Annotated in this window: 25 protein-coding genes; 22 read left to right on the forward strand and 3 right to left on the reverse strand. The window is 32.4% G+C overall.

Features of this window, described 5'->3' with window-relative positions:
* Positions 1–379: 379 nt before the first annotated feature.
* The 13 genes from miaB (at position 380) to hfq (ending at position 16,385) form a co-directional block, all read left to right on the forward strand.
* The gene (gene miaB / locus KA833_RS12825; RefSeq protein ID WP_210128542.1) at positions 380–1,921 is read left to right on the forward strand and encodes a tRNA (N6-isopentenyl adenosine(37)-C2)-methylthiotransferase MiaB; all 1,542 of its coding nucleotides are present in this window, start codon (positions 380–382) and stop codon (positions 1,919–1,921) included.
* On the forward strand, positions 1,921–2,280 hold the full coding sequence (locus KA833_RS12830) for a YlbF/YmcA family competence regulator (RefSeq protein ID WP_070812723.1): 360 nt from the start codon (positions 1,921–1,923) through the stop codon (positions 2,278–2,280). Before miaB ends, KA833_RS12830 begins: the two co-directional genes overlap by 1 nt.
* A gap of 34 nt (positions 2,281–2,314) precedes the next feature.
* Positions 2,315–2,803 carry an energy coupling factor transporter S component ThiW gene (gene thiW / locus KA833_RS12835; RefSeq protein ID WP_046208599.1) on the forward strand — a complete coding sequence of 163 codons (489 nt, stop codon included), beginning with the start codon at positions 2,315–2,317 and terminating at the stop codon, positions 2,801–2,803.
* A gap of 400 nt (positions 2,804–3,203) precedes the next feature.
* Entirely contained in the window at positions 3,204–5,825 is a 2,622-nt protein-coding gene (gene mutS, locus KA833_RS12840) for a DNA mismatch repair protein MutS (RefSeq protein ID WP_481906381.1), read from the forward strand.
* 15 nt (positions 5,826–5,840) lie between these two features.
* On the forward strand, positions 5,841–7,802 hold the full coding sequence (gene mutL, locus KA833_RS12845) for a DNA mismatch repair endonuclease MutL (RefSeq protein ID WP_210128540.1): 1,962 nt from the start codon (positions 5,841–5,843) through the stop codon (positions 7,800–7,802).
* A gap of 13 nt (positions 7,803–7,815) precedes the next feature.
* Positions 7,816–8,349 carry a glycerol-3-phosphate responsive antiterminator gene (locus KA833_RS12850; protein WP_046208731.1) on the forward strand — a complete coding sequence of 178 codons (534 nt, stop codon included), beginning with the start codon at positions 7,816–7,818 and terminating at the stop codon, positions 8,347–8,349.
* Positions 8,350–8,456: 107 nt separating this feature from the next.
* A complete protein-coding gene (locus KA833_RS12855; RefSeq protein ID WP_145381296.1) occupies positions 8,457–9,491 on the forward strand; it encodes a S66 family peptidase in 1,035 nt (344 codons plus the stop codon).
* A 171-nt stretch (positions 9,492–9,662) separates the two neighbouring features.
* Positions 9,663–10,481: an MIP/aquaporin family protein gene (locus KA833_RS12860; protein WP_064209016.1), complete on the forward strand. Its 819-nt coding sequence runs from the start codon at positions 9,663–9,665 to the stop codon at positions 10,479–10,481.
* A 177-nt stretch (positions 10,482–10,658) separates the two neighbouring features.
* Positions 10,659–12,161 (forward strand): glycerol kinase GlpK, encoded by a 1,503-nt coding sequence (gene glpK, locus KA833_RS12865; RefSeq protein ID WP_046208594.1) that lies wholly within the window; start codon positions 10,659–10,661, stop codon positions 12,159–12,161.
* A 147-nt stretch (positions 12,162–12,308) separates the two neighbouring features.
* Positions 12,309–13,982 (forward strand): glycerol-3-phosphate dehydrogenase/oxidase, encoded by a 1,674-nt coding sequence (locus KA833_RS12870; protein WP_064209015.1) that lies wholly within the window; start codon positions 12,309–12,311, stop codon positions 13,980–13,982.
* A 278-nt stretch (positions 13,983–14,260) separates the two neighbouring features.
* The gene (locus KA833_RS12875) at positions 14,261–15,202 is read left to right on the forward strand and encodes an alpha/beta hydrolase (protein ID WP_046208592.1); all 942 of its coding nucleotides are present in this window, start codon (positions 14,261–14,263) and stop codon (positions 15,200–15,202) included.
* A 15-nt stretch (positions 15,203–15,217) separates the two neighbouring features.
* On the forward strand, positions 15,218–16,165 hold the full coding sequence (gene miaA, locus KA833_RS12880) for a tRNA (adenosine(37)-N6)-dimethylallyltransferase MiaA (RefSeq protein WP_210128539.1): 948 nt from the start codon (positions 15,218–15,220) through the stop codon (positions 16,163–16,165).
* A 1-nt stretch (position 16,166) separates the two neighbouring features.
* On the forward strand, positions 16,167–16,385 hold the full coding sequence (gene hfq, locus KA833_RS12885) for an RNA chaperone Hfq (protein WP_046208590.1): 219 nt from the start codon (positions 16,167–16,169) through the stop codon (positions 16,383–16,385).
* A 100-nt stretch (positions 16,386–16,485) separates the two neighbouring features.
* Here the strand turns inward: hfq and KA833_RS12890 are convergent, their stop codons facing one another.
* A complete protein-coding gene (locus tag KA833_RS12890; protein WP_070658465.1) occupies positions 16,486–16,959 on the reverse strand; it encodes a glutathione peroxidase in 474 nt (157 codons plus the stop codon).
* A 103-nt stretch (positions 16,960–17,062) separates the two neighbouring features.
* Here KA833_RS12890 and hflX point away from each other — a divergent pair, with 103 nt between their 5' ends.
* The 6 genes from hflX to KA833_RS12920 all read left to right on the forward strand — a co-directional run bounded on the left by hflX (position 17,063) and on the right by KA833_RS12920 (position 22,697).
* Positions 17,063–18,295, forward strand: a complete 1,233-nt coding sequence (gene hflX, locus KA833_RS12895) for a GTPase HflX (protein ID WP_070658467.1) — start codon at positions 17,063–17,065, stop codon at positions 18,293–18,295.
* A gap of 14 nt (positions 18,296–18,309) precedes the next feature.
* Positions 18,310–19,533, forward strand: a complete 1,224-nt coding sequence (locus KA833_RS12900) for a methionine gamma-lyase family protein (protein WP_210128538.1) — start codon at positions 18,310–18,312, stop codon at positions 19,531–19,533.
* A gap of 242 nt (positions 19,534–19,775) precedes the next feature.
* Positions 19,776–20,144, forward strand: coding sequence for a MerR family transcriptional regulator (locus tag KA833_RS12905; protein ID WP_073342234.1), 369 nt, complete (start codon positions 19,776–19,778; stop codon positions 20,142–20,144).
* A 21-nt stretch (positions 20,145–20,165) separates the two neighbouring features.
* A complete protein-coding gene (gene glnA / locus KA833_RS12910; protein WP_046208586.1) occupies positions 20,166–21,506 on the forward strand; it encodes a type I glutamate--ammonia ligase in 1,341 nt (446 codons plus the stop codon).
* Positions 21,507–21,816: 310 nt separating this feature from the next.
* Positions 21,817–22,017 carry a hypothetical protein gene (locus KA833_RS12915; protein WP_046208585.1) on the forward strand — a complete coding sequence of 67 codons (201 nt, stop codon included), beginning with the start codon at positions 21,817–21,819 and terminating at the stop codon, positions 22,015–22,017.
* A 131-nt stretch (positions 22,018–22,148) separates the two neighbouring features.
* On the forward strand, positions 22,149–22,697 hold the full coding sequence (locus KA833_RS12920) for a GNAT family N-acetyltransferase (RefSeq protein WP_210128537.1): 549 nt from the start codon (positions 22,149–22,151) through the stop codon (positions 22,695–22,697).
* A gap of 109 nt (positions 22,698–22,806) precedes the next feature.
* Here KA833_RS12920 and KA833_RS12925 read toward each other — a convergent pair whose 3' ends face one another.
* Complete coding sequence (locus KA833_RS12925; RefSeq protein WP_046208583.1) at positions 22,807–22,998, reverse strand: hypothetical protein; 192 nt, start codon at positions 22,996–22,998, stop codon at positions 22,807–22,809.
* Between the two features lie 177 nt (positions 22,999–23,175).
* Here KA833_RS12925 and nucI point away from each other — a divergent pair, with 177 nt between their 5' ends.
* Positions 23,176–23,709 (forward strand): thermonuclease NucI, encoded by a 534-nt coding sequence (gene nucI, locus KA833_RS12930; RefSeq protein WP_210128536.1) that lies wholly within the window; start codon positions 23,176–23,178, stop codon positions 23,707–23,709.
* A gap of 236 nt (positions 23,710–23,945) precedes the next feature.
* Here the strand turns inward: nucI and KA833_RS12935 are convergent, their stop codons facing one another.
* Positions 23,946–24,809: an NERD domain-containing protein gene (locus KA833_RS12935; protein WP_046208581.1), complete on the reverse strand. Its 864-nt coding sequence runs from the start codon at positions 24,807–24,809 to the stop codon at positions 23,946–23,948.
* Positions 24,810–25,092: 283 nt separating this feature from the next.
* On the opposite strand from KA833_RS12935, the gene KA833_RS12940 reads away from it, so the two are divergent.
* Together KA833_RS12940 and KA833_RS12945 are read left to right on the forward strand one after the other, a co-directional pair.
* Positions 25,093–25,539: a DeoR/GlpR family DNA-binding transcription regulator gene (locus tag KA833_RS12940; protein WP_245336303.1), complete on the forward strand. Its 447-nt coding sequence runs from the start codon at positions 25,093–25,095 to the stop codon at positions 25,537–25,539.
* A gap of 111 nt (positions 25,540–25,650) precedes the next feature.
* Complete coding sequence (locus tag KA833_RS12945) at positions 25,651–26,244, forward strand: hypothetical protein (protein ID WP_046208579.1); 594 nt, start codon at positions 25,651–25,653, stop codon at positions 26,242–26,244.
* Positions 26,245–26,249: the final 5 nt, after the last annotated feature.

A 26,249-nucleotide genomic window follows, 5' to 3' on the forward strand; every position in this document is an offset into this window, starting at 1 on the left:
TAGTTTTCTTGTAAGGTATTGCATTATGATAGTGTAAAATTGAAATTAAAGTCATAACTATAAGGTACATCGTTTATTTAATAAATGTTATTAAATGATACGTAAGTGCCTTATTTTTGTATCATTATTTTATTAAAAAAGTTTGTTATTGGACAAAGTATATTTAATCAAGATGGTTTTTATTGTAAAATGTACTTTTGAAATCAACATTCATTATTGTAGATGACTTTTGCACTTTATTGCTAAATTTAATATAATGAAATAATGATTATAGATAAAGTTATAGAACTTTGAACGACTCGATTGTAAAACAGCGAGATAAGATCTATTTTAATGCGTTTGTTCATAGTTTTTATGATATAGAAAGGGTTTTGTTAGCGTGAATGAAGAACAAAGAAAGAAAACTTCTATAGATGTTTTGGCCGAGCGCGATAAGAAGACAAAAGATTATAGTAAGTATTTTGAGCATGTATACCAACCACCAAGTTTAAAAGAAGCACGTAAACGTGGTAAAGAAGAAGTACATTATAACCGTGATTTTCAAATCGATGAAAAATATCGTGGTATGGGTAAAGGTAAAACATTTTTAATAAAAACATATGGTTGCCAAATGAATGCACATGATACAGAAGTAATGGCAGGTATTTTAAGTGCTTTAGGTTATCAGCCAACAGAAGAAATCGATGAAGCGGATGTTATTTTAATTAACACTTGTGCAATTCGTGAAAATGCAGAGAATAAAGTGTTTAGCGAGATTGGCAATTTAAAACACTTGAAAAAAGAAAAACCTGAAACAGTTATTGGTGTTTGCGGTTGTATGTCTCAAGAAGAATCAGTCGTGAATAAAATATTAAAATCATATCAAAATGTGGATATGATTTTTGGTACGCATAATATACACAGACTGCCTGAAATACTCGAAGAAGCTTATCTCTCAAAAGCAATGGTGGTAGAAGTTTGGTCTAAAGAAGGCGATGTAATTGAAAATTTACCTAAAGTCAGAAAAGGTAATATAAAAGCATGGGTTAATATCATGTATGGCTGTGACAAATTCTGTACATACTGTATTGTGCCATTTACACGAGGTAAAGAGCGTAGTAGAAGACCACAAGATATTATAGACGAAGTTAGAGATTTAGCTCGTCAAGGATATCAAGAAGTTACACTATTAGGTCAAAATGTTAATTCATACGGTAAGGATATTGATGGATTAGAATATGGACTTGGCGACTTGCTAGAAGATATTTCGAAAATAGATATTCCTAGAGTACGTTTCACTACGAGTCACCCATGGGATTTCACCGATCGTATGATAGAAGTGATTGCTAACGGTGGAAACATCGTTCCACATGTGCATTTGCCCGTACAATCAGGAAATAATGCTGTTCTTAAAATTATGGGACGTAAATATACGAGAGAAAGCTATCTAGATTTAGTCAATCGTATTAAGTCAAAAATACCTGATGTTGCTTTAACAACAGATATTATCGTAGGCTATCCAAATGAAACTGCAGAACAATTTGAAGAAACATTGACTTTATATGATGAAGTAGCATTTGAACATGCATATACGTATATTTATTCTCAAAGAGATGGCACGCCAGCAGCTAAAATGAAAGATAATGTACCATTAGAGGAAAAAAAGGCAAGATTACAACAGTTAAATAAAAAAGTAGCCTATTATTCTGAACAAGCTATGGCACAATATGAAGGCCAAACAGTACAAGTTATTTGTGAAGGTGCTAGTAAGAAAGATGATACTGTACTTGCAGGTTATACGAATAAAAATAAACTAGTTAATTTTAAAGCACCTAAAGAAATGATTGGAAAGATTGTTGATGTAAAAGTTGATGAAGCTAAACAGTTTTCATTGAATGGTACGTTTTTAGGCGTTAGTGAAAAAGCAGTGGTGACACAATAATGTATGAAAAAGATGAAATATTGGCAGAGGCAGATAAACTCAGTCAACGTATTCAATCATTAGACACTGTTAAAGAATATCAAGCGATTGAACAGCAAATTCATCAAAATAAAAATATTGAAACACGTATGAAAGACTTGAAAAAAACGCAGAAACAGTCTGTTAATTTACAAAATTATGGTAAACAGCAGGCACTGCGTCAGTCTGAAGATAAAATTCAAGATATCGAGCAAAACCTCAATATTATACCTATTGTTGAAGAATTTAGAGAATCACAAGCACAGGCAAATGACTTATTGCAAATGATGATTAGTACGATGTCAAACCGTTTAAATGAAATTCAACAAGATAAAGATTAATGCATAATCCATATGTAGAAAGGAAATGAGCAATATGAAAACAAGAAAATTAACACTGACTGCGATATTGATTGCAATAAATGTAGTGTTAAGTAGCATTGTTGTTATACCACTTGGGCCTATCAAAGCGGCGCCTATACAACATTTAATCAATGTGATATGTGCGGTATTTGTGGGGCCTTGGTTTGGTCTGGCACAAGCGTTTATTTCTTCGCTGTTAAGAATGGTGTTTGGTACCGGTAGTTTCTTTGCATTTCCTGGAAGTATGGTAGGTGTATTATTAGCAAGTGGTTTTTACTTTTATCGCAAGCATATTTTTATGGCAGCAATCGGTGAAGTTATAGGTACAGGCATCATTGGTAGTATTATGTGTATACCATTAGCCTGGGTATTAGGTTTTGCTAACTTTGCTGTCAAGCCTTTAATGATAGCTTTTATTGCTTCAAGTGTGATTGGTGCAATGATTAGTTATGTTATTTTAATGGTTATGAAAAGAAAAGGCATCTTAAAACGATTCTTATAAATATGAAAAGGTTAAGTTTCATTGCTTTTAACATATCAATGATTTAATTATAATGTGGATTTGTAATTAATTAATTGTATGTGCAAATGAAGCTTAATCTTTTTTATTTTATAAATATCATTCATCAAGTAGTTAAACGACAACATTTTACATCAATCCTAATTTGTAAGCATAAGCGTAAAAACTAAAGTTATGTTAAAATTTAAGAGTTAAATGGACAATAAAAATATCGAAATATGGTTTAAAAGTACGAAATAATATAAGAATAGAAACTAGTTATAAAGTAAAAATAGCAATCAGTTAAACAAGTGAGCAACCATCTGATTTAATGTATTGTAAATAACAGTAAGAAACTAATAGAAGGATTGTGAAAGATTAAATGACTAACCAAACGCCAATGATGCAACAGTATTTAAAAATAAAATCACAATATCAAGATTGTTTATTATTTTTTAGATTAGGCGACTTTTATGAAATGTTTTTTGAAGATGCGAAAGAAGCTTCTAGAGTTCTAGAGATTACATTAACAAAGCGTGATGCTAAAAAAGAAAATCCTATTCCTATGTGTGGGGTACCTTACCACTCAGCAGATGGCTATATTGAAACATTAATTAATAATGGATATAAAGTAGCTATTTGTGAGCAAATGGAAGATCCTAGACAGACAAAAGGAATGGTGAAACGTGAAGTTGTTAGAATCGTTACGCCAGGTACGGTTATGGATCAAGGTGGCGTAGATGAAAAACAAAATAATTATATTTTGAGCTTTGTACAAATAAATGACTGTTATGCATTAAGTTATTGTGATGTATCTACGGGAGAACTAAAAGTAACTTCCTTTAACGATCAAGCTACATTAATAAATGAAATAACAACCATTAATCCAAATGAAATCGTGGTAAATGAGCATATTGATGAAGAACTAAAACGTCAAATAAGTTTAACAACTGAAACGATTACAGTATTGAATGAAATATCAGATGCACATTATGCAGTAAATACTAGTAATGAACAATCTTTATACAATGCGACTCAGTTATTACTTGATTATATTTTTCATACGCAAAAACGAGATCTATCTCATATAGAAACTGTTGTTAAATATGAAGCAGTAGATTTTATGAAAATGGACTTTTATGCAAAAAGAAATTTAGAATTGACAGAAAGTATTCGTCTGAAAAGTAAAAAAGGGACATTGCTATGGTTGATGGATGAAACTAAGACCCCTATGGGTGCAAGAAGATTAAAACAATGGATTGATAGACCGTTAATCCACAAAAATCAAATTGAATCACGTCTAGATACTGTTGAGCAATTTATAGACTTTTTTATAGAGAGAGATACATTGAGAGAACATCTTAATCAAGTATATGATATCGAGCGCTTAGTTGGTCGAGTGAGTTATGGTAATGTAAATGCTAGAGATCTAATTCAACTCAAACATTCAATTTCTGAAATACCCAATATTAAGCAATTATTAGATCGTTTAGATACAGAAACTACTGAGCAATTTAAAGCTCTTGAACCTTTAGATGAACTGTTAGCATTATTAGAAAATAGTTTGAAAGAAGAACCGCCAATATCTGTTAAAGAAGGTGGATTATTCAAAAAAGGGTTTAATCAGGAGCTAGATGAATATTTAGAAGCATCGAAGAATGGTAAATCTTGGTTGGCTGAACTTCAGACTAAGGAGCGTCAACGCACTGGTATTAAATCACTGAAGATTAGCTTTAACAAAGTGTTTGGATACTTTATTGAAATTACAAGAGCCAACTTGCAAGGTTTTGACCCTTCTGCATATGGTTATCATCGTAAACAAACCTTATCAAATGCAGAACGGTTTATTACGGATGAATTAAAAGAAAAAGAAGACATTATATTAGGCGCTGAAGATAAAGCGATTGAATTAGAATATCAATTATTCGTTGAATTACGTGAACAAATAAAGACATATACAGAACGCTTACAAAAACAAGCAAAAGTTATTTCTGAATTAGATTGTTTGCAAAGTTTTGCCGAGATAGCACAAAAATATAATTATGCAAGACCTGCATTTAGAGAAGACAAAACACTTAAATTAACAAATTCGAGACATCCTGTTGTAGAACGCGTTATGGATCACAACGACTATGTGCCAAATGATTGTAATTTAGATCAAGATACGTTTATCTATTTAATCACTGGACCTAATATGTCTGGGAAATCTACTTATATGAGACAAGTTGCAATCATAAGCATTATGGCACAAATGGGTGCTTATGTGCCGTGTGAAACAGCTGTATTACCAGTTTTTGATCAAATATTTACAAGAATTGGAGCTGCAGATGATTTAGTTTCTGGTAAAAGTACATTTATGGTTGAGATGTTGGAAGCACAAAAAGCACTCGCTAACGCTACAGAAAATAGTTTAATTATTTTTGATGAAATAGGTAGGGGAACCTCTACTTATGATGGATTAGCATTGGCACAAGCAATGATTGAATTCGTGGCACATACTTCTCATGCTAAGACATTATTCTCTACACATTATCACGAGTTAACAACATTAGATCAGTCGTTGCCTTCGTTGAAAAATGTTCATGTTGCAGCAAATGAATACAAAGGTGAGCTTATCTTCTTACACAAAGTTAAAGACGGGGCTGTCGATGATAGTTATGGTATCCAAGTTGCGAAGTTAGCACATTTACCAGAAGCAGTTATATCACGTGCACAAGTGATTCTAGATGCATTTGAACAAAATAATAATCATGGACAAGCGACAAATGAACAAATGAACGTTATTAAATCGGGCGTGGAAGCACCGCCGATAGAAAAATCATTTGTATCTGAAAACGAGCACAGCTATAACGATGACAAGCAAGCACAAAGTAGCCACCAATTTGAACAAGCAGCTTTTGATTTGTTTGATTATCCTGCGGAACAAAGTGAAGTAGAGACTGAAATTAAGCAATTAAATTTATCGAATATGACACCGATAGAAGCTCTAGTAAAACTTAGTGAATTACAAAAACAGTTAAAATAGAGGTGAGGTCATTCAATGGGTAAAATAAAAGAATTACAGACATCTTTAGCAAATAAAATAGCAGCCGGTGAAGTAGTAGAAAGACCTGGATCGGTTGTGAAAGAATTATTAGAAAATGCAATTGATGCTCAAGCGACAGAAATAAACATAGAGGTTGAACAATCAGGAGTCGCTTCTATACGTGTGGTTGACAATGGTACTGGTATAGAAATCGATGATTTAGACTTAGTATTCCATCGCCATGCAACAAGTAAATTAGATGCAGATGATGATTTGTTCCATATTCGCACATTAGGATTTCGCGGTGAGGCTTTAGCTAGTATTTCTTCAGTTTCTAAGGTGACATTGAAAACATGTACAGATAATCAAGAAGGCCAAGAAATTTATGTGGAAAATGGGGAAGTTTTAAATCGAAAACCAGCTAAAGCAAAAAGAGGCACAGATATTTTGGTAGAGTCATTGTTTTATAATACGCCAGCACGTTTAAAATATATTAAAAGTCTCTATACAGAACTTGGAAAGATTACAGATATCGTGAACCGTATGGCTATGAGTCATCCTGATATCCGTATTTCACTAGTTTCTGATGGTAAAACAATATTAAAAACAAATGGATCAGGTAGAACAAATGAAGTCATGGCAGAAATTTATGGTATGAAAATTGCAAAAGATCTAGTTCATGTAACGGGTGATACAAGTGATTATCATTTAGATGCTTATTTTGCAAAGCCAGAACATTCTAGAAGTAATAAGCATTATATTTCTATCTTTATTAATGGCAGATATATTAAAAACTTCTTATTAAATAAAGCAATTTTAGAGGGCTATCATACTTTATTAATGGTCGGTCGTTATCCAATATGCTATATCAACATTGAAATGGATCCGATATTGGTAGATGTTAATGTGCACCCAACTAAACTAGAGGTAAGGTTATCAAAAGAAGACCAGCTTTTTGAATTAATTGTGACAAAAATTCGTGAAGCATTTAAAGATCGTATTTTAATTCCTCAAAATGATATGGATAAAATGACGAAGAAAAACAAGGTATTAGACCAATTTGAGCAACAGAAAATGGACTTCGAAAAACGGCAACAACAAAATAACCTTGAGCAAAATGTTGAGCAGTCAAGTGAACCAAACGTGAATAATGCAAATAACGCAAGTGCAGACAATTCAACATCCTATATAAATCAACCGGATAATGAACGAAGCGGCATTCAAGAGTCACAAAATGATTATGATGATTATAAGAAAATACAAAATGATTTGCTTTATGATTTAGAAACGACAAGTAGTGATTCTACTGATAACGAAGTATCAACCGCGGATAACATTTTACAAGACAATGGTGAAGAAGATATTAAAGGGCGCGTGAGTGCTTCGCCAACACGTAGAATACCTTATATGGAAATTGTTGGACAAGTGCATGGCACTTACATCATCGCTCAAAATGAAAATGGTATGTTTATGATTGATCAACACGCAGCTCAAGAAAGAATAAAGTATGAATATTTCAGAGAAAAAATTGGTGATGTTGTAAATGAAAATCAAAATTTATTGATTCCATTAACTTTCCATTTTTCAAAAGATGAATTAATGATAATTAATCAATATAAAGATGAATTAGATAAAGTAGGCGTGCATTTAGAACCATTTGGTGGACATGATTACATTGTAGATAGCTATCCAGTATGGTTTCCTAAAGAAGAAGCTGAAGAAATCATCAAGGATATGATCGAATATGTATTAGAACATAAAAAAGTTGACGTGAGAAAAATTCGTGAAGAAGCTGCGATTATGATGAGCTGTAAAAAATCAATCAAGGCTAACCACTATCTAAAAAATAACGAGATGGCAGATTTAGTTAATCAATTGAGAGACACTGAAGACCCATTTACCTGTCCACACGGTAGACCCATTATTATTAATTTCTCAAATTATGAATTAGAACGCCTATTTAAACGTATTGTCTAAGGAGGAATTCATGTTGAAACCGCATATTTTGCCTGCAGTTCGCTCAATGAAAGATTTAGAAAAATTAACGATGACCGATTACAAGGCATGTGTCATGTTAGATGCGCATATCGGACATGTTAAAAGTATTATGGGTCTATTAAACAAGAATAAGATTGAAACATACATGCATATCGATTTAATCAAAGGTATGAGCCATGATGAATTTGCTTGTGAATATATCATTCAAAATTATCATCCTAAAGGCATCGTTTCAACTAAGACAAAAGTAATTAATAAAGCAAAATCATTAAATACTACAACCGTGTTCAGAGTGTTTGTATTAGATAGTCATGCACTATCTAGAAGTATCGAATTGATTAAGCGTGTAGAACCAGATTTTGTGGAAGTTTTACCTGGTATTGCTACTAAAGCAATACGTATCATTAACGAAGAAACGAATACTGCAGTAATTGCAGGTGGGCTCATAAATAGCAAAGAAGAAGTAGATGTTGCAGTTTCAAATGGTGCAAAATATATTACAACTAGTGACCGATCACTATGGTAATCGAATCATGTATTGTCACTAAAATGATAAAAATTTAACTATTTCCATATTATTGATTCATTTATTTGTAATCAATCATTGTGAACGAGTATAAGGGGATGACGACAATGATAAAACCAAAGCAATTGAAAGTAGGAGACACAGTAGCAATTGTGTCTCTTTCTTCTGGTTTAGCAGGTGAAAGTAATATGTTATGGCGAACTCGACAAGGCATTCAACGTTTGGAAAATGAATTTGGCTTAAAAGTCAAAGTAATGCCAAATGCCTTAAAAGGTGTAGCGTTTATTCACAATCATCCAGAATGTAGAGCTAAAGATTTAAATGAAGCAGTAAAAGATCAAGAAGTTAAAGCTATTATTAGTTGTATTGGCGGAGAAGATGCGATACGTATTTTACCTTATGTAGATTTCCAAGCAATTGCAAACAACCCTAAAATATTCAGTGGTTATTCAGATACAACAACAGTACATTTGATGTTTTATAAAATGGGAATAGTTAGTTTTTATGGTCAGGCATTACTTACTGACTTTGCAGAAAATATAGCAATGGATACATATACAGTAGAGAATATTAACAAGTGTTGGTTTAATACAAATAAAATAGGAAAAATAGAACCAGCATTTTATATGAGACCATATGGATTAAAATGGAATAAACAAAACAAATATACATGTAGAGCTAAAATAGAACAAAAAGGATACGAAATATTAAATGGAAATAAAAAAGTGAGCGGACACCTTTTAGGTGGAAATCTAGAAACTTTTGTTGATTTAATGCATACATCAATATTTCCTGAAATTGAAGCATTTAATGGTGCAATATTATTTTTAGAAACCTCAGAAGACACACCTACACCTGATATGTTTGCTAAATATTTAGAGGAATTGCTGAAGCAAGGGATTTTAAATCACCTGAATGGTATGATTTTTGGTAAGCCATTTAATAATGTATATTATGAAAATTATAAAAGAGAGATATTAAAAATAATTAAAAAAAGTAATAATCCTAAAATGGTAGTTTTTTATAATTTATCATTTGGTCATAACGAGCCCAAACATGCGATTCCTTATGGGTTAACGGCACAAATTGACCCATTGACTAGTCAATTTAGTATTGATGAAAATAGTGTGATATCAACTTGAGTTGTGACAACTTTTTTACAAAGTATTTGACAACGCTTACAACAACGGTGTAAGATGTACACAAGTTAATATTTAGAACAGAGATGGGAGATTTCTACAGTAATTAAACCGGTGGTTCACAACTGGATATAATTGTAGGGGTCTCCCTGTCTTATTTTAGGAGGAGTCTTTATGAGTGAATATTTTGCTGAATTTTTGGGAACAGCAATACTTATACTATTTGGGGGAGGCGTTGTTGCAAACGTCAACTTAAAAAGAAGTAATGGGAATGGCGCAGATTGGATTGTTATTGCTACAGGTTGGGGATTAGCAGTTACTATGGGAGTGTACGCGGTAGGTAATATTTCAGGTGCACATTTAAATCCTGCAGTTACTTTAGCATTTGCCATGGATGGTGCCATTAGTTGGGCTATGGTGCCAGGCTATATTATCTGTCAAATTCTAGGTGGTATCGTTGGTGGTGCATTAGTTTGGTTAATGTATTTAGCACAATGGAAAGCCACAGAAGACCAAGGCACAAAATTAGCTGTATTTTCTACAGCACCTGCCATTAAAAACTATTTTGCAAACTTCATGAGTGAAATTATTGGTACAGGTATTTTAACAATGGGGCTTTTATTCATTGGTATGAACAAAATTGCTGATGGTTTAAATCCATTAATTGTCGGTAGTTTAATCGTTGCAATTGGATTAAGTCTAGGTGGGCCAACAGGTTATGCAATTAACCCAGCTCGTGATTTAGGTCCACGTATTGCACATGCGATTTTACCAATCGCAGGTAAAGGTGATTCTAATTGGTCATATGCAATTGTACCTGTGTTAGGGCCTGTAACTGGTGGTATGATTGGTGCAGTGATTTACAGATTATTTTACAAAGGTGCATTTGATACAATGTCGGTAGTTGCTATCGTATTATTAATTATCACACTTATTTTAGGCGTAACGTTAAATAAAGCGAAAAATGCTAAAGGTATAGAAACTATATATTAATTACGTTTAATTTAAGTGTATTTACGTTAAAATATAACTAGATATTATTGTCATTGTATTAATATAAAATTATTAGTTGAGTGAACTAATAAAAATTGGGTACAGAGAAATATATATATCAATGTGAATTACATATGTAATTCGTATTACGAACATTTGAAGAGGGAGCTAATCATTATGGAAAAATATATTTTGTCAATCGACCAAGGCACTACGAGTTCGAGAGCAATTCTATTTGATCAAGATGGAAAAATTAAAGGAGTTGCACAGCGTGAATTCAAACAATATTTTCCAAAATCAGGCTGGGTAGAACATGATGCCAATGAAATTTGGACGTCCGTTTTAGCTGTTATGGCGGAAGTTTTAAATGAAGAAAACATCGGTGCAGATCAAATAGCTGGTATTGGTATTACAAACCAACGTGAAACTACGGTAGTATGGGATAAGAAAACATCAAGACCAGTGTATCATGCGATTGTTTGGCAATCTCGTCAAACTCAAGGCATCTGTCAAGAATTAAAAGAACAAGGTTTAGAAGATAAATTTAGAGAAAAAACAGGTCTTTTACTAGATCCATATTTTGCTGGAACAAAAGTTAAATGGATTCTAGATAATGTGGAAGGTGCTAGAGAGAAAGCTGATAATGGAGATTTATTATTCGGTACTATTGATTCTTGGCTAGTGTGGAAATTATCTGGTGGTAAAGCTCATATTACAGATTATACGAATGCAAGCCGTACGTTGATTTATAATATCCATGATTTAGAATGGGACCAAGAATTATTGGATATATTAGAAATTCCAAATACTATGTTACCTGAGGTTAAAGAATCTAGTGAAGTTTATGCAAATACCATTGATTATCATTTCTTCGGACAAGAAATTCCAATTGCTGGTATTGCAGGTGACCAACAGGCAGCATTATTTGGTCAAGCATGCTTTGAACGTGGAGATGTAAAAAACACTTACGGTACAGGTGGCTTTATGCTGATGAACACTGGTGAAGAAGCTGTAGCATCTGAAAGTGGATTATTAACAACAATTGCCTATGGACTAGACGGAAAAGTTAATTATGCACTTGAAGGTTCTATCTTTGTTTCAGGATCAGCTATTCAATGGTTGAGAGATGGATTGAGAATGATTAATTCTGCACCACAATCAGAAAATTACGCGGAACGTGTAGAATCTACGGAAGGTGTTTATGTTGTGCCAGCATTCGTAGGTTTAGGAACACCATATTGGGATGCTGATGCACGTGGAGCAATCTTTGGTTTAACGCGTGGTACTGAAAAAGAACACTTTATTCGTGCTACATTAGAATCATTGTGTTATCAAACACGTGATGTGCTTGAAGCAATGGAAAAAGATTCTGATATTACAGTAAATAACCTACGTGTCGACGGTGGTGCTGTTAAAAATAACTTTATTATGCAATTCCAATCAGACTTATTAAACGTGAGTGTGGAACGTCCAGAAATTAACGAAACAACAGCTTTAGGTGCAGCTTATTTAGCTGGTTTAGCTGTAGGTTTCTGGGATAGTAAAGATGAAATTGCTAACCGTTGGAAACTTGAAAAAGAATTTAATCCAGATATGGAAGAAAAAGAAAGAAATAAATTATACAAAGGCTGGAAAAAAGCTGTAGAGGCCACTCAAGTCTTTAAGCTAGACGAAGAATAAAAGAATTAGACTTATCTAAGTTTCTTATGCTATAATAAGGGTAAGTTAATATTATCGAGATGAGAATTGAGAGACACTGTTCGTACAATTATATATGTATGGGATAGGTCTCTCTTTTTTTATTACTACTAGGAGGCGCTAGATTTTATGAGTTTATCAACTTTGAAAAGAGAACAGATTAAGCAAGATTTAAAAAATGATACTTTTGATGTTGTCATTATCGGTGGAGGTATTACTGGTGCAGGTATTGCATTAGATGCAACACAAAGAGGTATGAAAGTCGCGTTAGTAGAAATGCAAGACTTTGCACAAGGTACAAGTTCACGTTCAACAAAATTAGTGCATGGTGGTTTGCGTTACTTGAAACAATTGCAAGTTGGCGTTGTAGCAGAAACTGGACGTGAACGTGCAATTGTATATGAAAATGGGCCTCATGTAACGACACCTGAACGTATGCTATTGCCAATGCATAAAGGTGGTTCTATGGGTAAATTTACTACATCTATTGGCTTAGCAATGTATGATAGACTAGCAGGCGTTAAAAAATCAGAACGTAAAACAATGTTAAATGCTAAAGAAACGTTAGCGAAAGAGCCACTTGTTAAAAAATCAGGATTAAAAGGTGGCGGATCTTATGTTGAATATCGTACAGATGATGCGCGTTTAACAATTGAAGTCATGAAACGTGCAGCTGAAAAAGGTGCCACAGTAATCAATCATACGAAATCAGTACATTTCACATATGATTCAAATGAAAAGGTCAACGGTATTCATGCAGAAGACCAAATTTCTGGTGAGACTTATCCAATTAAGGCTAAAAAAGTAATCAATGCAAGTGGCCCATGGGTAGATGAAGTACGTAGTGGTGATTATGCACGTAATAACAAACAATTACGTTTAACAAAAGGTGTTCATATTGTTATTGATCAATCAAAATTCCCATTAGGACAAGCAGTATACTTTGATACTGAAAAAGATGGACGTATGATTTTTGCGATTCCTCGTGAAGGTAAAGCATACGTAGGTACAACAGATACATTTTACGATAACGATAAAACATCACCATTAGCTACACAAGAAGACAGAGATTACTTAATTGATGCGATCAACTATATGTTCCCAGATGTAAATGTAGCTGATGAAGATATTGAGTCATCATGGGCTGGCGTAAGACCATTAATTTTAGAAGAAGGTAAAGACCCATCAGAAATTTCTCGTAAAGATGAAGTTTGGGAAGGTAAATCAGGCCTACTTACAATTGCTGGTGGTAAATTAACTGGTTATCGTCATATGGCATTAGAAATTGTAGACCTATTATCTAAACGCTTAAAATCAGAATACGGTTTGAAATTTGATAAATGTGCTACAAAACACTTACCAATTTCTGGTGGAGATGTTGGTGGTAGTGCAAACTTTGATCAATTTATTGATAAAAAAGTTGAAGATGCTAAAGCTTATCAAATAGATGATGCGACAGCACGTCATTTCGCAACGAAATACGGTTCAAATGTAGAAGAATTATTCAAAATTGCTCAAACAGCACAATATCAAGAATCTGGTTTACCTTTAGATATTTACACAGAATTGATTTATTCTATTCAAAACGAAATGGTTCATCGTCCAACAGATTTCTTTATTCGTCGTACTGGTAAACTTTATTTCAAAATAGATGACGTTCTCAATTATAAAGATCAAGTTATTGATGTAATGGCTGAATTACTAGGTTACACAGATATTCAAAAAGACTTGTTTACAAAAGAACTTCAAACTGCAATTGATGAAGCACAAACAGGTAATAATCAACCTGCAGTTAAAGAATAAATTAAATATTGTCCGAATCTAACATTTGTTCCTTATCCAATAATGAGTTAGTAGATTCAAATTTTGAACAATAGTTCTTTCCCTTCAAAGTAGACATTAAAAAATGTAGACTTTGGAGGGGTTTTTATATTTTTAATGAGGTTTTGCATTTAATTTTATCAATAATAGCGCTGTAACCAGTGATAAGCCGAATAGCATTGTATTTGAAAACAGTGTATTTTGAAGGTATATTGTATAATGTATGATGAATGAAATGAAACGTGATTTGGGGGTAAAACATGAGTGGAAATGAGTTTAAAATCACTGTTGCAGATGGAACGACTTTAGAAGTGAAATTGAATAAGGCGAAAAAAGACACGATTGGTGTTATACACTTACTTCATGGCATGGCAGAACATATGGATCGATATGATGCTCTTATTGATTCATTAAACCAACAAGGATATGATGTACTACGACACAACCATAGAGGGCATGGTAAAGATATAGCATCATATGAACGTGGTCACATTGATAGTATGGAGCAAGTGGCAGATGATACTTTTGAAATTGCACAGACGTTGTATTCAGATACTGTGCATACGCCATATATTATATTGGGGCATTCAATGGGTTCTATTATTGCTAGAATTTTCACCCAAAAATATCCAGATGTTGCACAAGGCATGATTCTATCAGGAACAATGCAATACCCTAAGTTTTTAGGGAAATGCGTACAAATAATTTTAAAACTTATCACTTTAATAACTGGTAAAAGACGTCGTTTGAAATGGTTAAACCAAATAATGTATAAAACTTTCAATAAAAATATAGAAAACAACAAATCGAAAAATGATTGGTTATCCAGCGATGACCAAGAAGTTGAAAAATTTGAAAAAGACCCTTTTACTGGATTTTTAGTCTCAAATCAACTGATTTTTGAAACAGTAAAGTATATGTTACAGACAAGCAAATTAAAAAACATAAAAAAAATGAAGTCAGATCTTCCTATTTTACTAATTTCTGGAAAAGATGATGCGATAGGCAATTATGGAAAAGGGATTAGACATTTAGGAAAACTATATAAAAAGGGTAAAATTCATCATATTACAGTACATTTATACAAAAATAAAAGACATGAAGTATTATTTGAAAAAGATGCTACGACTACGTGGCAACATATGTATGATTGGATAGAAAGACAAATTTTAAAAAAATATAACAGAGTAGATAAAGCATAAAGAGAGTTGATATAAGTGCAGAGCGATAAACCTTTTATAATTGCATTAGTTGGTCCAACAGCTGTTGGTAAAACAGAATTAAGCATCGAATTGGCTAAAAGATTTAATGGTGAAATTATTAGCGGAGATTCTATGCAAGTCTATAAACATATGGATATTGGAACAGCAAAAATAAATAGAGAAGAGATGGCGGATATTCCACATCATATGATAGATATTCTTGAACCTGATGAAACATTTTCTGCGTATGATTTTAAAAATAGAGCGCAAAATTTAATAGATGAAATTACGGCTAGAGGTCATATGCCTATCATCGTAGGCGGTACAGGTTTGTATATCCAATCATTAATTTATAATTATGCTTTCGAAGATGAAACGATATCTGAAGCACAACAAATTAAAGTAGACCATACGCTAAATGAATTAGATTCATTATCAAATGAAGTATTGCATGATTATTTAGTTTCGATAGATAAAGATTCAGCTGATACTATTCACCCAAATAATCGTAAAAGGGTACGTAGAGCGATTGAATATTATTTAAAAACAAAAAAACTTTTAAGTTCACGCAAGAAAAATCAACAATATACAGAAAATTATGATACATTATTAATAGGGATAGAAATGTCACGCGAAACTTTATATCAAAGAATTAATAAACGTGTAGATATAATGTTGGAACGCGGATTACTAAATGAAGTGAAACAACTCGTTGAAGATGGTTTTGAGACTTGTCAAAGTATGCAAGCTATCGGATATAAAGAGATGTTACCTGTAATTAAAAATGAGGCTAGTCTAGCCGAAGCAACAAATAAATTGAAAAAGCATTCTAGAAATTATGCTAAAAGACAAATGACTTGGTTCAAAAACAAGCTCGACGTAGTATGGTTAGATAGAGAGATAATGTCACTTTCATTGATGTTAGATGAAGTTTCAGTCCAAATAAAGAAAAGGAGAACATAACATGAATACAACAGAAAACATCCAAGATAAATTCCTAGGACAATTTAAGGCTGATCAAACGAAAGTTATCGTATTTTTAGTGAATGGTTTTCAAATGAAAGGTATTATCGAAGATTATGATGACAATTTGGTTTGTTTATTAACACAAGGAAAGCAACATCTTATTTATAAACATGCTATCAGTACATTCACACTTGATGATGCAGTAGAAGAAGTATAACATTAAAAAAACAATTTATTTTTGCATACTTTAAAAGAAGAAAGCTACACTTTGATAGAAATTATCAAGTGTAGCTTTCTTCTTTAAATCAGTAATTTATTTATAATAACGCTTCAATATCAGCTTCAATTTGGCTCGGTTTTTTCTGTGGCGCATATCGATTAGTTACATTACCTTCTCTATCGATTAAAAATTTGGTAAAGTTCCATTTGATTTTTTCATTGAAAAATCCATTTTGTTGTTCTGTCAGAAATTGATATAAAGGGTGTTGATTTTCGCCTTTGACATCAATTTTTTCGTGCATTGGGAAAGAAACGCCATAGTTGATTTTACAGTTTTGAGTAGCTTCTTCACCCGTACCTGGTTCTTGACCCCCAAATTGGTTACATGGAAAACCTAGCACAACAAATCCTCGATCTTTATAGTTGTCGTATAAGTGTTGTAGTCCTTCAAATTGTGGTGTGAAGCCACACTCACTTGCAGTATTGACAATTAGTAATACTTTATTTTTATATTCTTCTAACTTGTAAGTTTCGCCATTTGGTTTTTGAACTTCTATATCGTATATAGTCATATCGTGTCACCTCTTATTATTAATTTAACATAATTTGAGAAGATAGTCTTTATATAAACACTATGATAAAATAGCAAAGAAAACTTTGAAAGAGGTGCATGTTATGAGCCAACAAACACATACGACTAAAAAAGAATTAGAGACAGCAATTTTAGTTGGCGTACAAGCTCAAACCGATGAAGTGTTTGATTTTGAATCAACAATGGAAGAATTAGCTTCATTGTCTGAAACATGCCAATTAAATGTACAAGCTGAATTCACCCAGAACAGACAACATTTTGATAATAAATATTACGTTGGAAAAGGTAAATTAGAGGACATAAAAGCTTATATAGAAATGAATGATATAGATGTAGTTGTTGCTAATGATGAATTGACTACAGCCCAGTCAAAAACATTAAATGGTAATCTGAACGTTAAAATTATCGACAGAACACAACTGATTTTAGAGATATTTGCACTTCGAGCAAGAAGTAAAGAAGGTAAGCTTCAGGTAGAATTAGCGCAATTAGATTATTTATTACCTAGACTTCAAGGTCATGGGCGCAGTTTATCAAGATTAGGTGGTGGCATCGGAACGAGAGGTCCAGGTGAAACTAAGTTAGAAATGGATCGTCGTCATATTAGAACACGTATGAATGAAATCAAACATCAATTAGAAACGGTGGTTGAACATCGAGAGCGATATCGCAACAAACGTGAACAAAATAATGTGTTTCAAGTAGCACTTATTGGATATACAAACGCTGGTAAATCATCTTGGTTTAATGCATTGGCGAATGAAGCTACTTATGAGAAAAACTTGCTTTTTGCTACGCTAGATCCTAAAACAAGACAAATTCAAATCAATGATGGATTTAACCTAATCATATCTGATACGGTTGGTTTTATTCAAAAACTACCAACTACACTCATTGCTGCGTTTAAATCCACTTTAGAAGAGGCGAAAGGCGCAGATTTGCTATTACATGTTGTGGATGCTAGTCATCCTGAATATCGAGTTCAGTATGATACAGTAAACCAAATCATAGGTGACTTAGATATGGGGCATATTCCACAAGCTATTATTTTTAATAAAAAAGATTTACACGAAGGAACTATGCCAACAACTCATTTACCATCAGTTTTTGTTTCAAGTAAAAATGAAGAAGATGAAGACAAAGTGAAACAATTACTTATAGAGCAAGTTAAATCAGCTTTAACTTTTTATGAAGAAAATGTCTCAAGTGCTGATGCGGATAGATTATATTTCTTGAAACAACATACACTCGTCACAGAAATCATATTTAATGAGAAAGATGCAACATATACTGTAAAAGGGTTTAAAAAAGAATAGGAAGAAGAATTACGATGAAAAATATGAAACAATTAATAGCAGATACAGAAGCAAAACTAGAACCTTATTTTAAAAATATAGAAGAGATTGCTTATATCAATCAAGAAAAAGTGTTGGACGCGTTCCACGCTGTTAAAGTATCCGAAAGTGACTTACTTGGCACAACGGGTTATGGATATGATGATATAGGTCGAGATCATTTAGAAGCTGTATATGCACATGCATTTAAGGCGGAAGACGCATTAGTGCGCCCTCAGATTATTTCTGGTACGCATGCGATTACAATTGCTTTACAAAGTACTTTGAAATATGGGGATGAATTAATGTATATTACAGGTAATCCTTACGATACATTATTAGAAGTGATAGGTATTAATGGTAATGGTATAGAAAGTTTAAAAGAACACGGAGTAATATATAATAAAGTAGACTTAAAGCACGGTGAAATCGATATTGATAAGGTATTAACTAAAATATCACCACAAACTAAGGTCATCGCTATTCAGCGTTCGAAAGGTTATGATCAACGACCATCCATAGATTTAACAAAAATAGAAAGTGCAATTCAACAAATAAAAGCGCAATATCCTGAAATCATAATATTTGTAGATAATTGCTATGGTGAATTTGTAGAAGAACGAGAACCTATAGAGTGCGGCGCTGATTTAATGGCTGGTTCCTTAATTAAAAACCCTGGTGGAGGGCTAGCTAAAATCGGTGGTTATATCGTTGGAAATGAAACATTGGTGGAAAGATGTGGATACCGTTTAACTGCGCCAGGAATTGGTAAAGAAGCTGGTGCCTCACTATATTCGTTACAAGAAATGTATCAAGGATTTTTCTTAGCGCCACATGTTGTGAGCCAAAGTTTGAAGGGTGCATTATTTACGAGTTTGTTACTAGAACAAATGAATATGCACACCTCACCAAGATTTGATGTGCCTAGAACGGATTTAATTCAAACGGTCACTTTTGATACGAAGGAACAGATGATTCAATTTTGCCAAAGTATTCAAGCAGCTTCACCGATTAACGCACATTTTAGTCCTGAACCATCTTATATGCCGGGTTATGAAGATGATGTCATTATGGCTGCGGGTACGTTTGTTCAAGGTTCTTCAATTGAATTATCAGCAGATGGTCCTATAAGACCACCGTATGAGGCTTATGTTCAAGGTGGCTTAACGTATGAACACGTTAAATTAGCTGTAACAAGAGCTGTTGAAAAAATATTTTAATAAATTTAAAGAGAGGCCACATTGTATTTATAGCTATGTCAAATAGCAAATTAAAATGCATATGTGGCTATTTCTAATTATAGAAAAAATTTCGGAAAATTCTGCGATTAAATGTAGGAAGTGCATTATAAAGTTAATTAAATCAATGGTTTGAAGTATATGTTAGAAAACCTGACATATTTTTGAATTGCTTTAAGAATTATGCTAAATTAAATACAAGTTCAAAAATAGAGGTGATTGGATTGGAGTCAAAAGATACGATACGACGAAGCATGCCGGTCTTCTCTATGAGTGTTGTTACGAAATTAAGTGAACTAACTGCTAGACAAGTTCGCTATTATGAGACACATGAACTGATTAAACCACATAGGTCAGAAGGAAATAAACGACTTTTTTCGTTAAACGATTTGGAACGCCTTTTAGAGATAAAAAGATTGATAGAAAAAGGCTTTAATTTAAAAGGTATTAAACAGATTTTAAATGACGAACAAGATCACCTTTCTGATGATGAACAAGAAACGAGAAAACAAATGATTGTTGATGCTACACAGAAACCACAACGAGAAGCGATTCCGATAAATCGTGGTGACTTATCTCGATTTATCAAATAAAATTAATGGGGGACATTTATAATGGCAAAACGTACATTTACCAAGGAAGACATACACAAGTTCGCTAAGGAAGAAAATGTCAGATACCTACGTTTGCAATTCACTGATATTTTAGGTGTTATTAAAAACGTGGAAGTACCAGTAAGCCAATTAGAAAAAGTTTTAGACAATGAAATGATGTTTGATGGATCTTCAATCGAAGGCTTCGTCCGTATTGAAGAATCAGATATGTATTTATGTCCAGATTTAGATACATGGGTTATTTTCCCATGGACAGCAGGTCAAGGCAAAGTGGCTCGTCTTATCTGCGATGTTTATAAAACAGACGGCACACCGTTTGAAGGTGACCCACGTGCAAACTTGAAACGTGTATTAAAAAACATGCAAGATTTAGGGTTTAGTGAACTTAATTTAGGACCAGAACCTGAATTCTTCTTGTTTAAATTAGATGAAAAAGGTGAACCAACATTAGAATTAAATGATAATGGTGGTTACTTCGACCTTGCGCCTACAGATTTAGGTGAAAATTGTCGTCGTGATATTGTTTTAGAATTAGAGGACATGGGCTTTGATATTGAAGCAAGTCACCATGAAGTGGCACCAGGACAACATGAAATTGATTTTAAATATGCAGATGCTATCACTGCGTGTGATAATATCCAAACATTTAAATTAGTTGTTAAAACAATTGCACGTCAACACAATCTTCATGCAACATTTATGCCTAAACCATTATTTGGTGTGAACGGAAGCGGCATGCACTTCAATATGTCACTCTTCAAGGGTAAAGAAAATGCCTTTTACGATCCTGAAGGCGATATGGAAATGACTAAAGATGCATATCATTTTATCGCAGGTATTCTAAAAAATGCACGAGGTTTAACTGGTGTATGTAATCCATTGGTTAATTCTTATAAACGTTTAGTTCCAGGTTATGAAGCACCATGCTATATTGCTTGGAGTGGTAAAAACCGTTCGCCATTAATTCGTGTACCAACTTCACGTGGTTTATCAACACGTGTAGAAGTTCGTTCAGTAGATCCAGCAGCCAATCCATACTTAGCATTAGCGGCTATTTTACAAGCGGGCTTAGATGGTATTGAAAATAAATTAGAAGTACCTGAGCCAGTAAATCAAAATATATATGAAATGAATCGTGAAGAACGTGAAGCCGTTGGTATTCAAGATTTACCATCAACATTATATACTGCTATTAAAGCAATGAAAGATAATGATTCTATTAAAGAGGCTTTGGGTAATCACATTTATAATCAATTTATAAATTCTAAATCTATTGAATGGGATTATTATAGAACTCAAGTTTCTGAATGGGAAAGAGAGCAATATTTAAAACAATACTAGGTGCTAAGCAAAAGGGGCAAACACTAGGTATACAAGCAATCCGAGTCACTTACTCATAAGTGATTTGGATTGCTTTTTTAAGCACCTATTTGTATTAATTAAAGCTTTTTGGGTGGAAATTGAGGACGATAAGCATTGTTTGAACTATTAAAGAATAAAAAAACTATGTAAAATATGTATGAAGTGATATAATTTTTGAAAATAAGATTAGGGGTTTTGAAAAAACATATCATATTTATAGTTTTTTAAGTAAAAATAACTTTTAATCTTATTAAAATGATTAAAAATAATTAAAAGGGGTTGTAGTTACATGCAAGAAGTAAAACTAAGTACATTAAAAGCGAGTTCCTTAAAAGAATTAGAAAGTAGCATAAATGCATATTTAAAAGATGAAGAAGTAGCGGATTATCAATTACTCAATTCAACCGTTCGTGAAGTGGAAGAGCGTGCTTTCTCAGCAAATGAAGAAGAGTTTCATGCTATATTAACATTTATAAAAGAAGTAGAGTAAATACAAGCGTTATAAGTTATAATGCAAGTAAGGTTCAGTGAATTGAAAACTATACTAATTGAGGTTGAGACGAACATCATGTCTCAACCTTTTTCTGATGATAAATGGCTTGTGAGTGAGGGGATTAAGGTATGAAATATTTAAAAGTACAGATGATAAGAGAAAATTTAGAAAGTATTCCACAGTATGAATTGCCTGTTGGATATAAAATTCGAAATTTTAAAATAGGAGAAGAAGTAAAATGGGCAAATTTAGAAATGAAAGTAAATGAATTTGATACTACAGATCAAGCATTGACACATTTTAACACTGAATTCGGACAAAATATGCATGAAATGGAACAAAGATGTTTGTTTCTTGAAAATCCTAAAGGTGAAGTCATAGGTACTACAACAGCATGGTATGGAAATTTAATAAGAGATAGTAAAATTTGCGGACGCATTCATTGGGTGGCGATACTCCCAGAGTATCAAGGTAAGCAATTGTCTAAACCTTTATTATCTGAAGCAATGAATCGCCTATCTCAATATCATAACCAAGCGTTTTTAACTTCTCAAACCACTAGTTATCAAGCGGTTAATATGTATCTAAATTATGGGTTTAGAGCAATCCTTTCAAATGAAAAAGATTACGAAGCATGGACGTTATTAGAAAAAACATTAAACCGAGCGATTTTATAAATATAACTTCTAAAGCAAAACTTATTTTTTACTATATATAAAAATAACAATAACAATATTATGTTAACTTAAATAAAAAACTGCCGATTTAAACACTCGGCAGAAGGTACTATTTTTTCTTGTTTTTAGTTACAATCACTTGAATGAGAAAGACAATAAATCCAATAAAAAGGCCTAAAAATATTGCTACAACTGCAGATACAAGAGGTGGGAATTGATATTGGTACTGTAATATTAATCCCACTATGATTGCTATAACAATCGCAATAACTGTAATCATGTTCTCCTTAAATATACTCAAGTTGTTCACTCCTATCATCTTAGTATTATAGCACGATTTGTTAAGTGAGTTAAAATAAAGAACTATTATAGTTTCATTTGTTGTAAAAGCGTAATTTTTCTTTGGAATGAGCATCTTGACGTAAACTTTAATTTTCTATATGATAATTTGGTATATTCAAAAAAAGTGGGTGCAACAATGAAATCAACAAAGAAAATTACGACATTAATTATAAGTATAGTTGTACTAGGTGTACTAGCATTTCAGTTTATTAATGGTACTGGTCCTTTTTCATCCAATGATTCCAATAACAATCATGCTGGACCAAAACAAACTGAGAAAGTACATGTAGCGCGTGTGGTTGATGGAGACACACTAGTAGCAAACAATAGTCAGCATGAACAAATTAAAGTAAGGTTGATAGGTGTAGACACGCCAGAGACTGTTAAACCAAATACACCTGTACAACCATATGGTAAGGAAGCATCTGATTTTTCAAAAGAATATTTAACCGATAAAGATGTCTTTTTAGAATATGATAAAGAAAAAGAAGATCGCTATGGGCGCACATTAGCATATGTATGGTTAGATAAAGAAACCATGTTCAATGAACTGTTAGTGAAAAAAGGATTGGCAAGAGAAAAATATTTTTCACCAAATGGAAAATATAGAGACTTATTCGAAAAAGCAGAACAGATGGCTAAAAGCAATAAAGTAAATATTTGGAGTTAAAAATTTCAAATGGCTTAAACGCAAATGAGGCTGGTACATAAATAAACATACTCAAAAAAGAGAGCTACCCTAATGGATTAGCTCTCTTTTATATTTAAATCTTTATGATTTTAACCGTGCTTGTTTGTCTGTGTTCAACATTACTTAATTTAAGTTTGTATTCTTTCATTTAAATCACTTTCAGATATGTCGTCACGTAACAAAATTTCTATTGCAGCTTTTTAAATACCTTTTAATTAGTGAAAATGTGCAAGCAATTCATTGTATTGTGCCTCAGTTAATGATTCTTGAGCATTTACAATCGTCTCACCAATGACTTCTTTTAGTGAAGATTTGGATGAAACTGTTTCTACAAAATCTTGTCTTTCTGTAGGTCCATCAATTAAATTGACGCTGCCATCTGTAAAATAAACTAAACCAATATTTTGAATTCTGTGGTTTAATTGGTCTGCAATTCTATCTTCCAATGCTTTGGCATTTTTTGAAGACTGTTCATATGGATCATAGTTATAAAAGTCATAAATAATAGAATTATTTCTAATTCTTTCTACAAATGTGTATGTTGTTGGTCGTGTTGATTGAAATTGACTGTGGAATTGGTTTGCAATATAACGTCCAACCGTTTGATTTACTGTATCGCTTCCATTATTTTGTGTGTCATTTGTTGGGTCAACCGTGAAATGATAAAATGTTTTTTGCTTCCAGTTTTTCACATTGATATTAAATAATCCTTTTTCAGTAATGACGATGTAATCGAAAGCTCTAGCATATTCAAACAAAGGATGTTTCACTGCTAAATTTCCAGTTGTGATAATATCAAAAAATGAAATTGAACCTTCACTTCGATATTGATTTAATATGTCGTTTAAATCCTGTTTTGCTTTTCTTAATCCATGATGATGTGTATCATTATTTACATCTTTTTCAAGCATTTGATTTTTTAAATATGTGTTTTCACGCGTGATGATACTAATTTTATTTATTAACTGATCTTTTGCGTATGATTCAGTCTCAAGCTTATGATTCATCACTCTTCTTTCAATAATAATAACTAATAATAGTATTACAATAATTATTGCTAAAATAATCGGGAAAAACATTGGTATCATCCTAATCTAAATATTTTTAATAAACTATATTTTACTCTTTTATTTATATTAGTACAAATACAACTAACTAATAAGTTCAATATTAGTATAATCATATTTTTTAATTATAAGCAATTCCTACTTAATATATAATAGAGCGATTTGATTTATTATAGAAATTAATGAATTAAAAAACATATATGCCTATTAAATAAGTGCTAAATCGGGTAATACATATATTATCAATGAAACTAAGTATTGAAAAGTCTGTTTGGAGGACATTGAATTGACGACTATGAAAAAATATATCAACTACATAATAGAAAATATAAATAATGAAGATGTTATTGCATTCGATAATCATCCAGTTAATTATCAAATTCTTGACGAATTATATGATGCTAATCTTAAAATTTCAGTCATTACTTTTTCAACAGATATCATTAAATATGTCGCAAGATACACTGATTTTAATATCATAATGCCGAATGGAAAAGTAGACAATGCACTACATATTATTACTGGTTCGGAAGTGATCCAAACATTTGCGAGATACCGCATTCGTTACTATTTTGCAACTGCACCTTACATGGTAGATAAGGCGCTGTATCAAACATTGCCAGAAATTGCTAAAATTCAGTTGGCTTTATACCATAGTTCAGAAGCATTATTTATTGTTAACAGACCGAGCATTTTGAACCAACAAAATCGACAAGACTATAGCTATATTGGCAAGTTTTAAATAAAAATGTGTTTAAGTTCACATTTTTGTGCTTTTCACATTGAAAAATACGACAACAAATAATATAATAATTATTAATGGAAACGCTTACTTTTGATAGGAGGTACAGATTTGGCAGTTAGTAATAATAAAAATATTAAAGAAGTTGTAAAAAATTTAACTGAAAATGTACCTGAACTGTTTAAATATAATGGTGAAGTCGCAAAACAACTCTTTCTTCATGATGAGTTTAATTTAGACGATAAGGTTGATATTAGTGTCGAAAGAAAATATCTAGGTGAAGTTTTAAAGTTTATACCTAAAGATAATACGATTGTGTTACATGACGGTACAAATACTACTACTGATTTTTCAAAGTTAAAATTTGCAGATGTTACTCACGCAAATATTTATATAAATGATGAGTTAATCATGACAATCATCGTTTATGACGTAGAAAATGATGAATGGATGTTTAGATGGAATCACAATATTCGATTACCTGAAAAGCATATTTATTTTCATTCTATCAAATGGGATGTAGATTATATTAAACCTGAAATTGTGTTAATGTATGAATTATTAGATCCGATTGATTATCATCAATTACCGAATTATAGAAGCGTAATTGATTCATTAAGTTATTATCAATTTGTTATTTTACGCTTAGTAGTCGGAGATGAACGTATTAACCAAGCACTTATATCTGAAAAAAAAGCAATTTAAAAACC

Origin of the sequence: Staphylococcus sp. GDY8P67P, assembly GCF_017892545.1 — a bacterium.
Lineage (GTDB): Bacteria > Bacillota > Bacilli > Staphylococcales > Staphylococcaceae > Staphylococcus > Staphylococcus ureilyticus.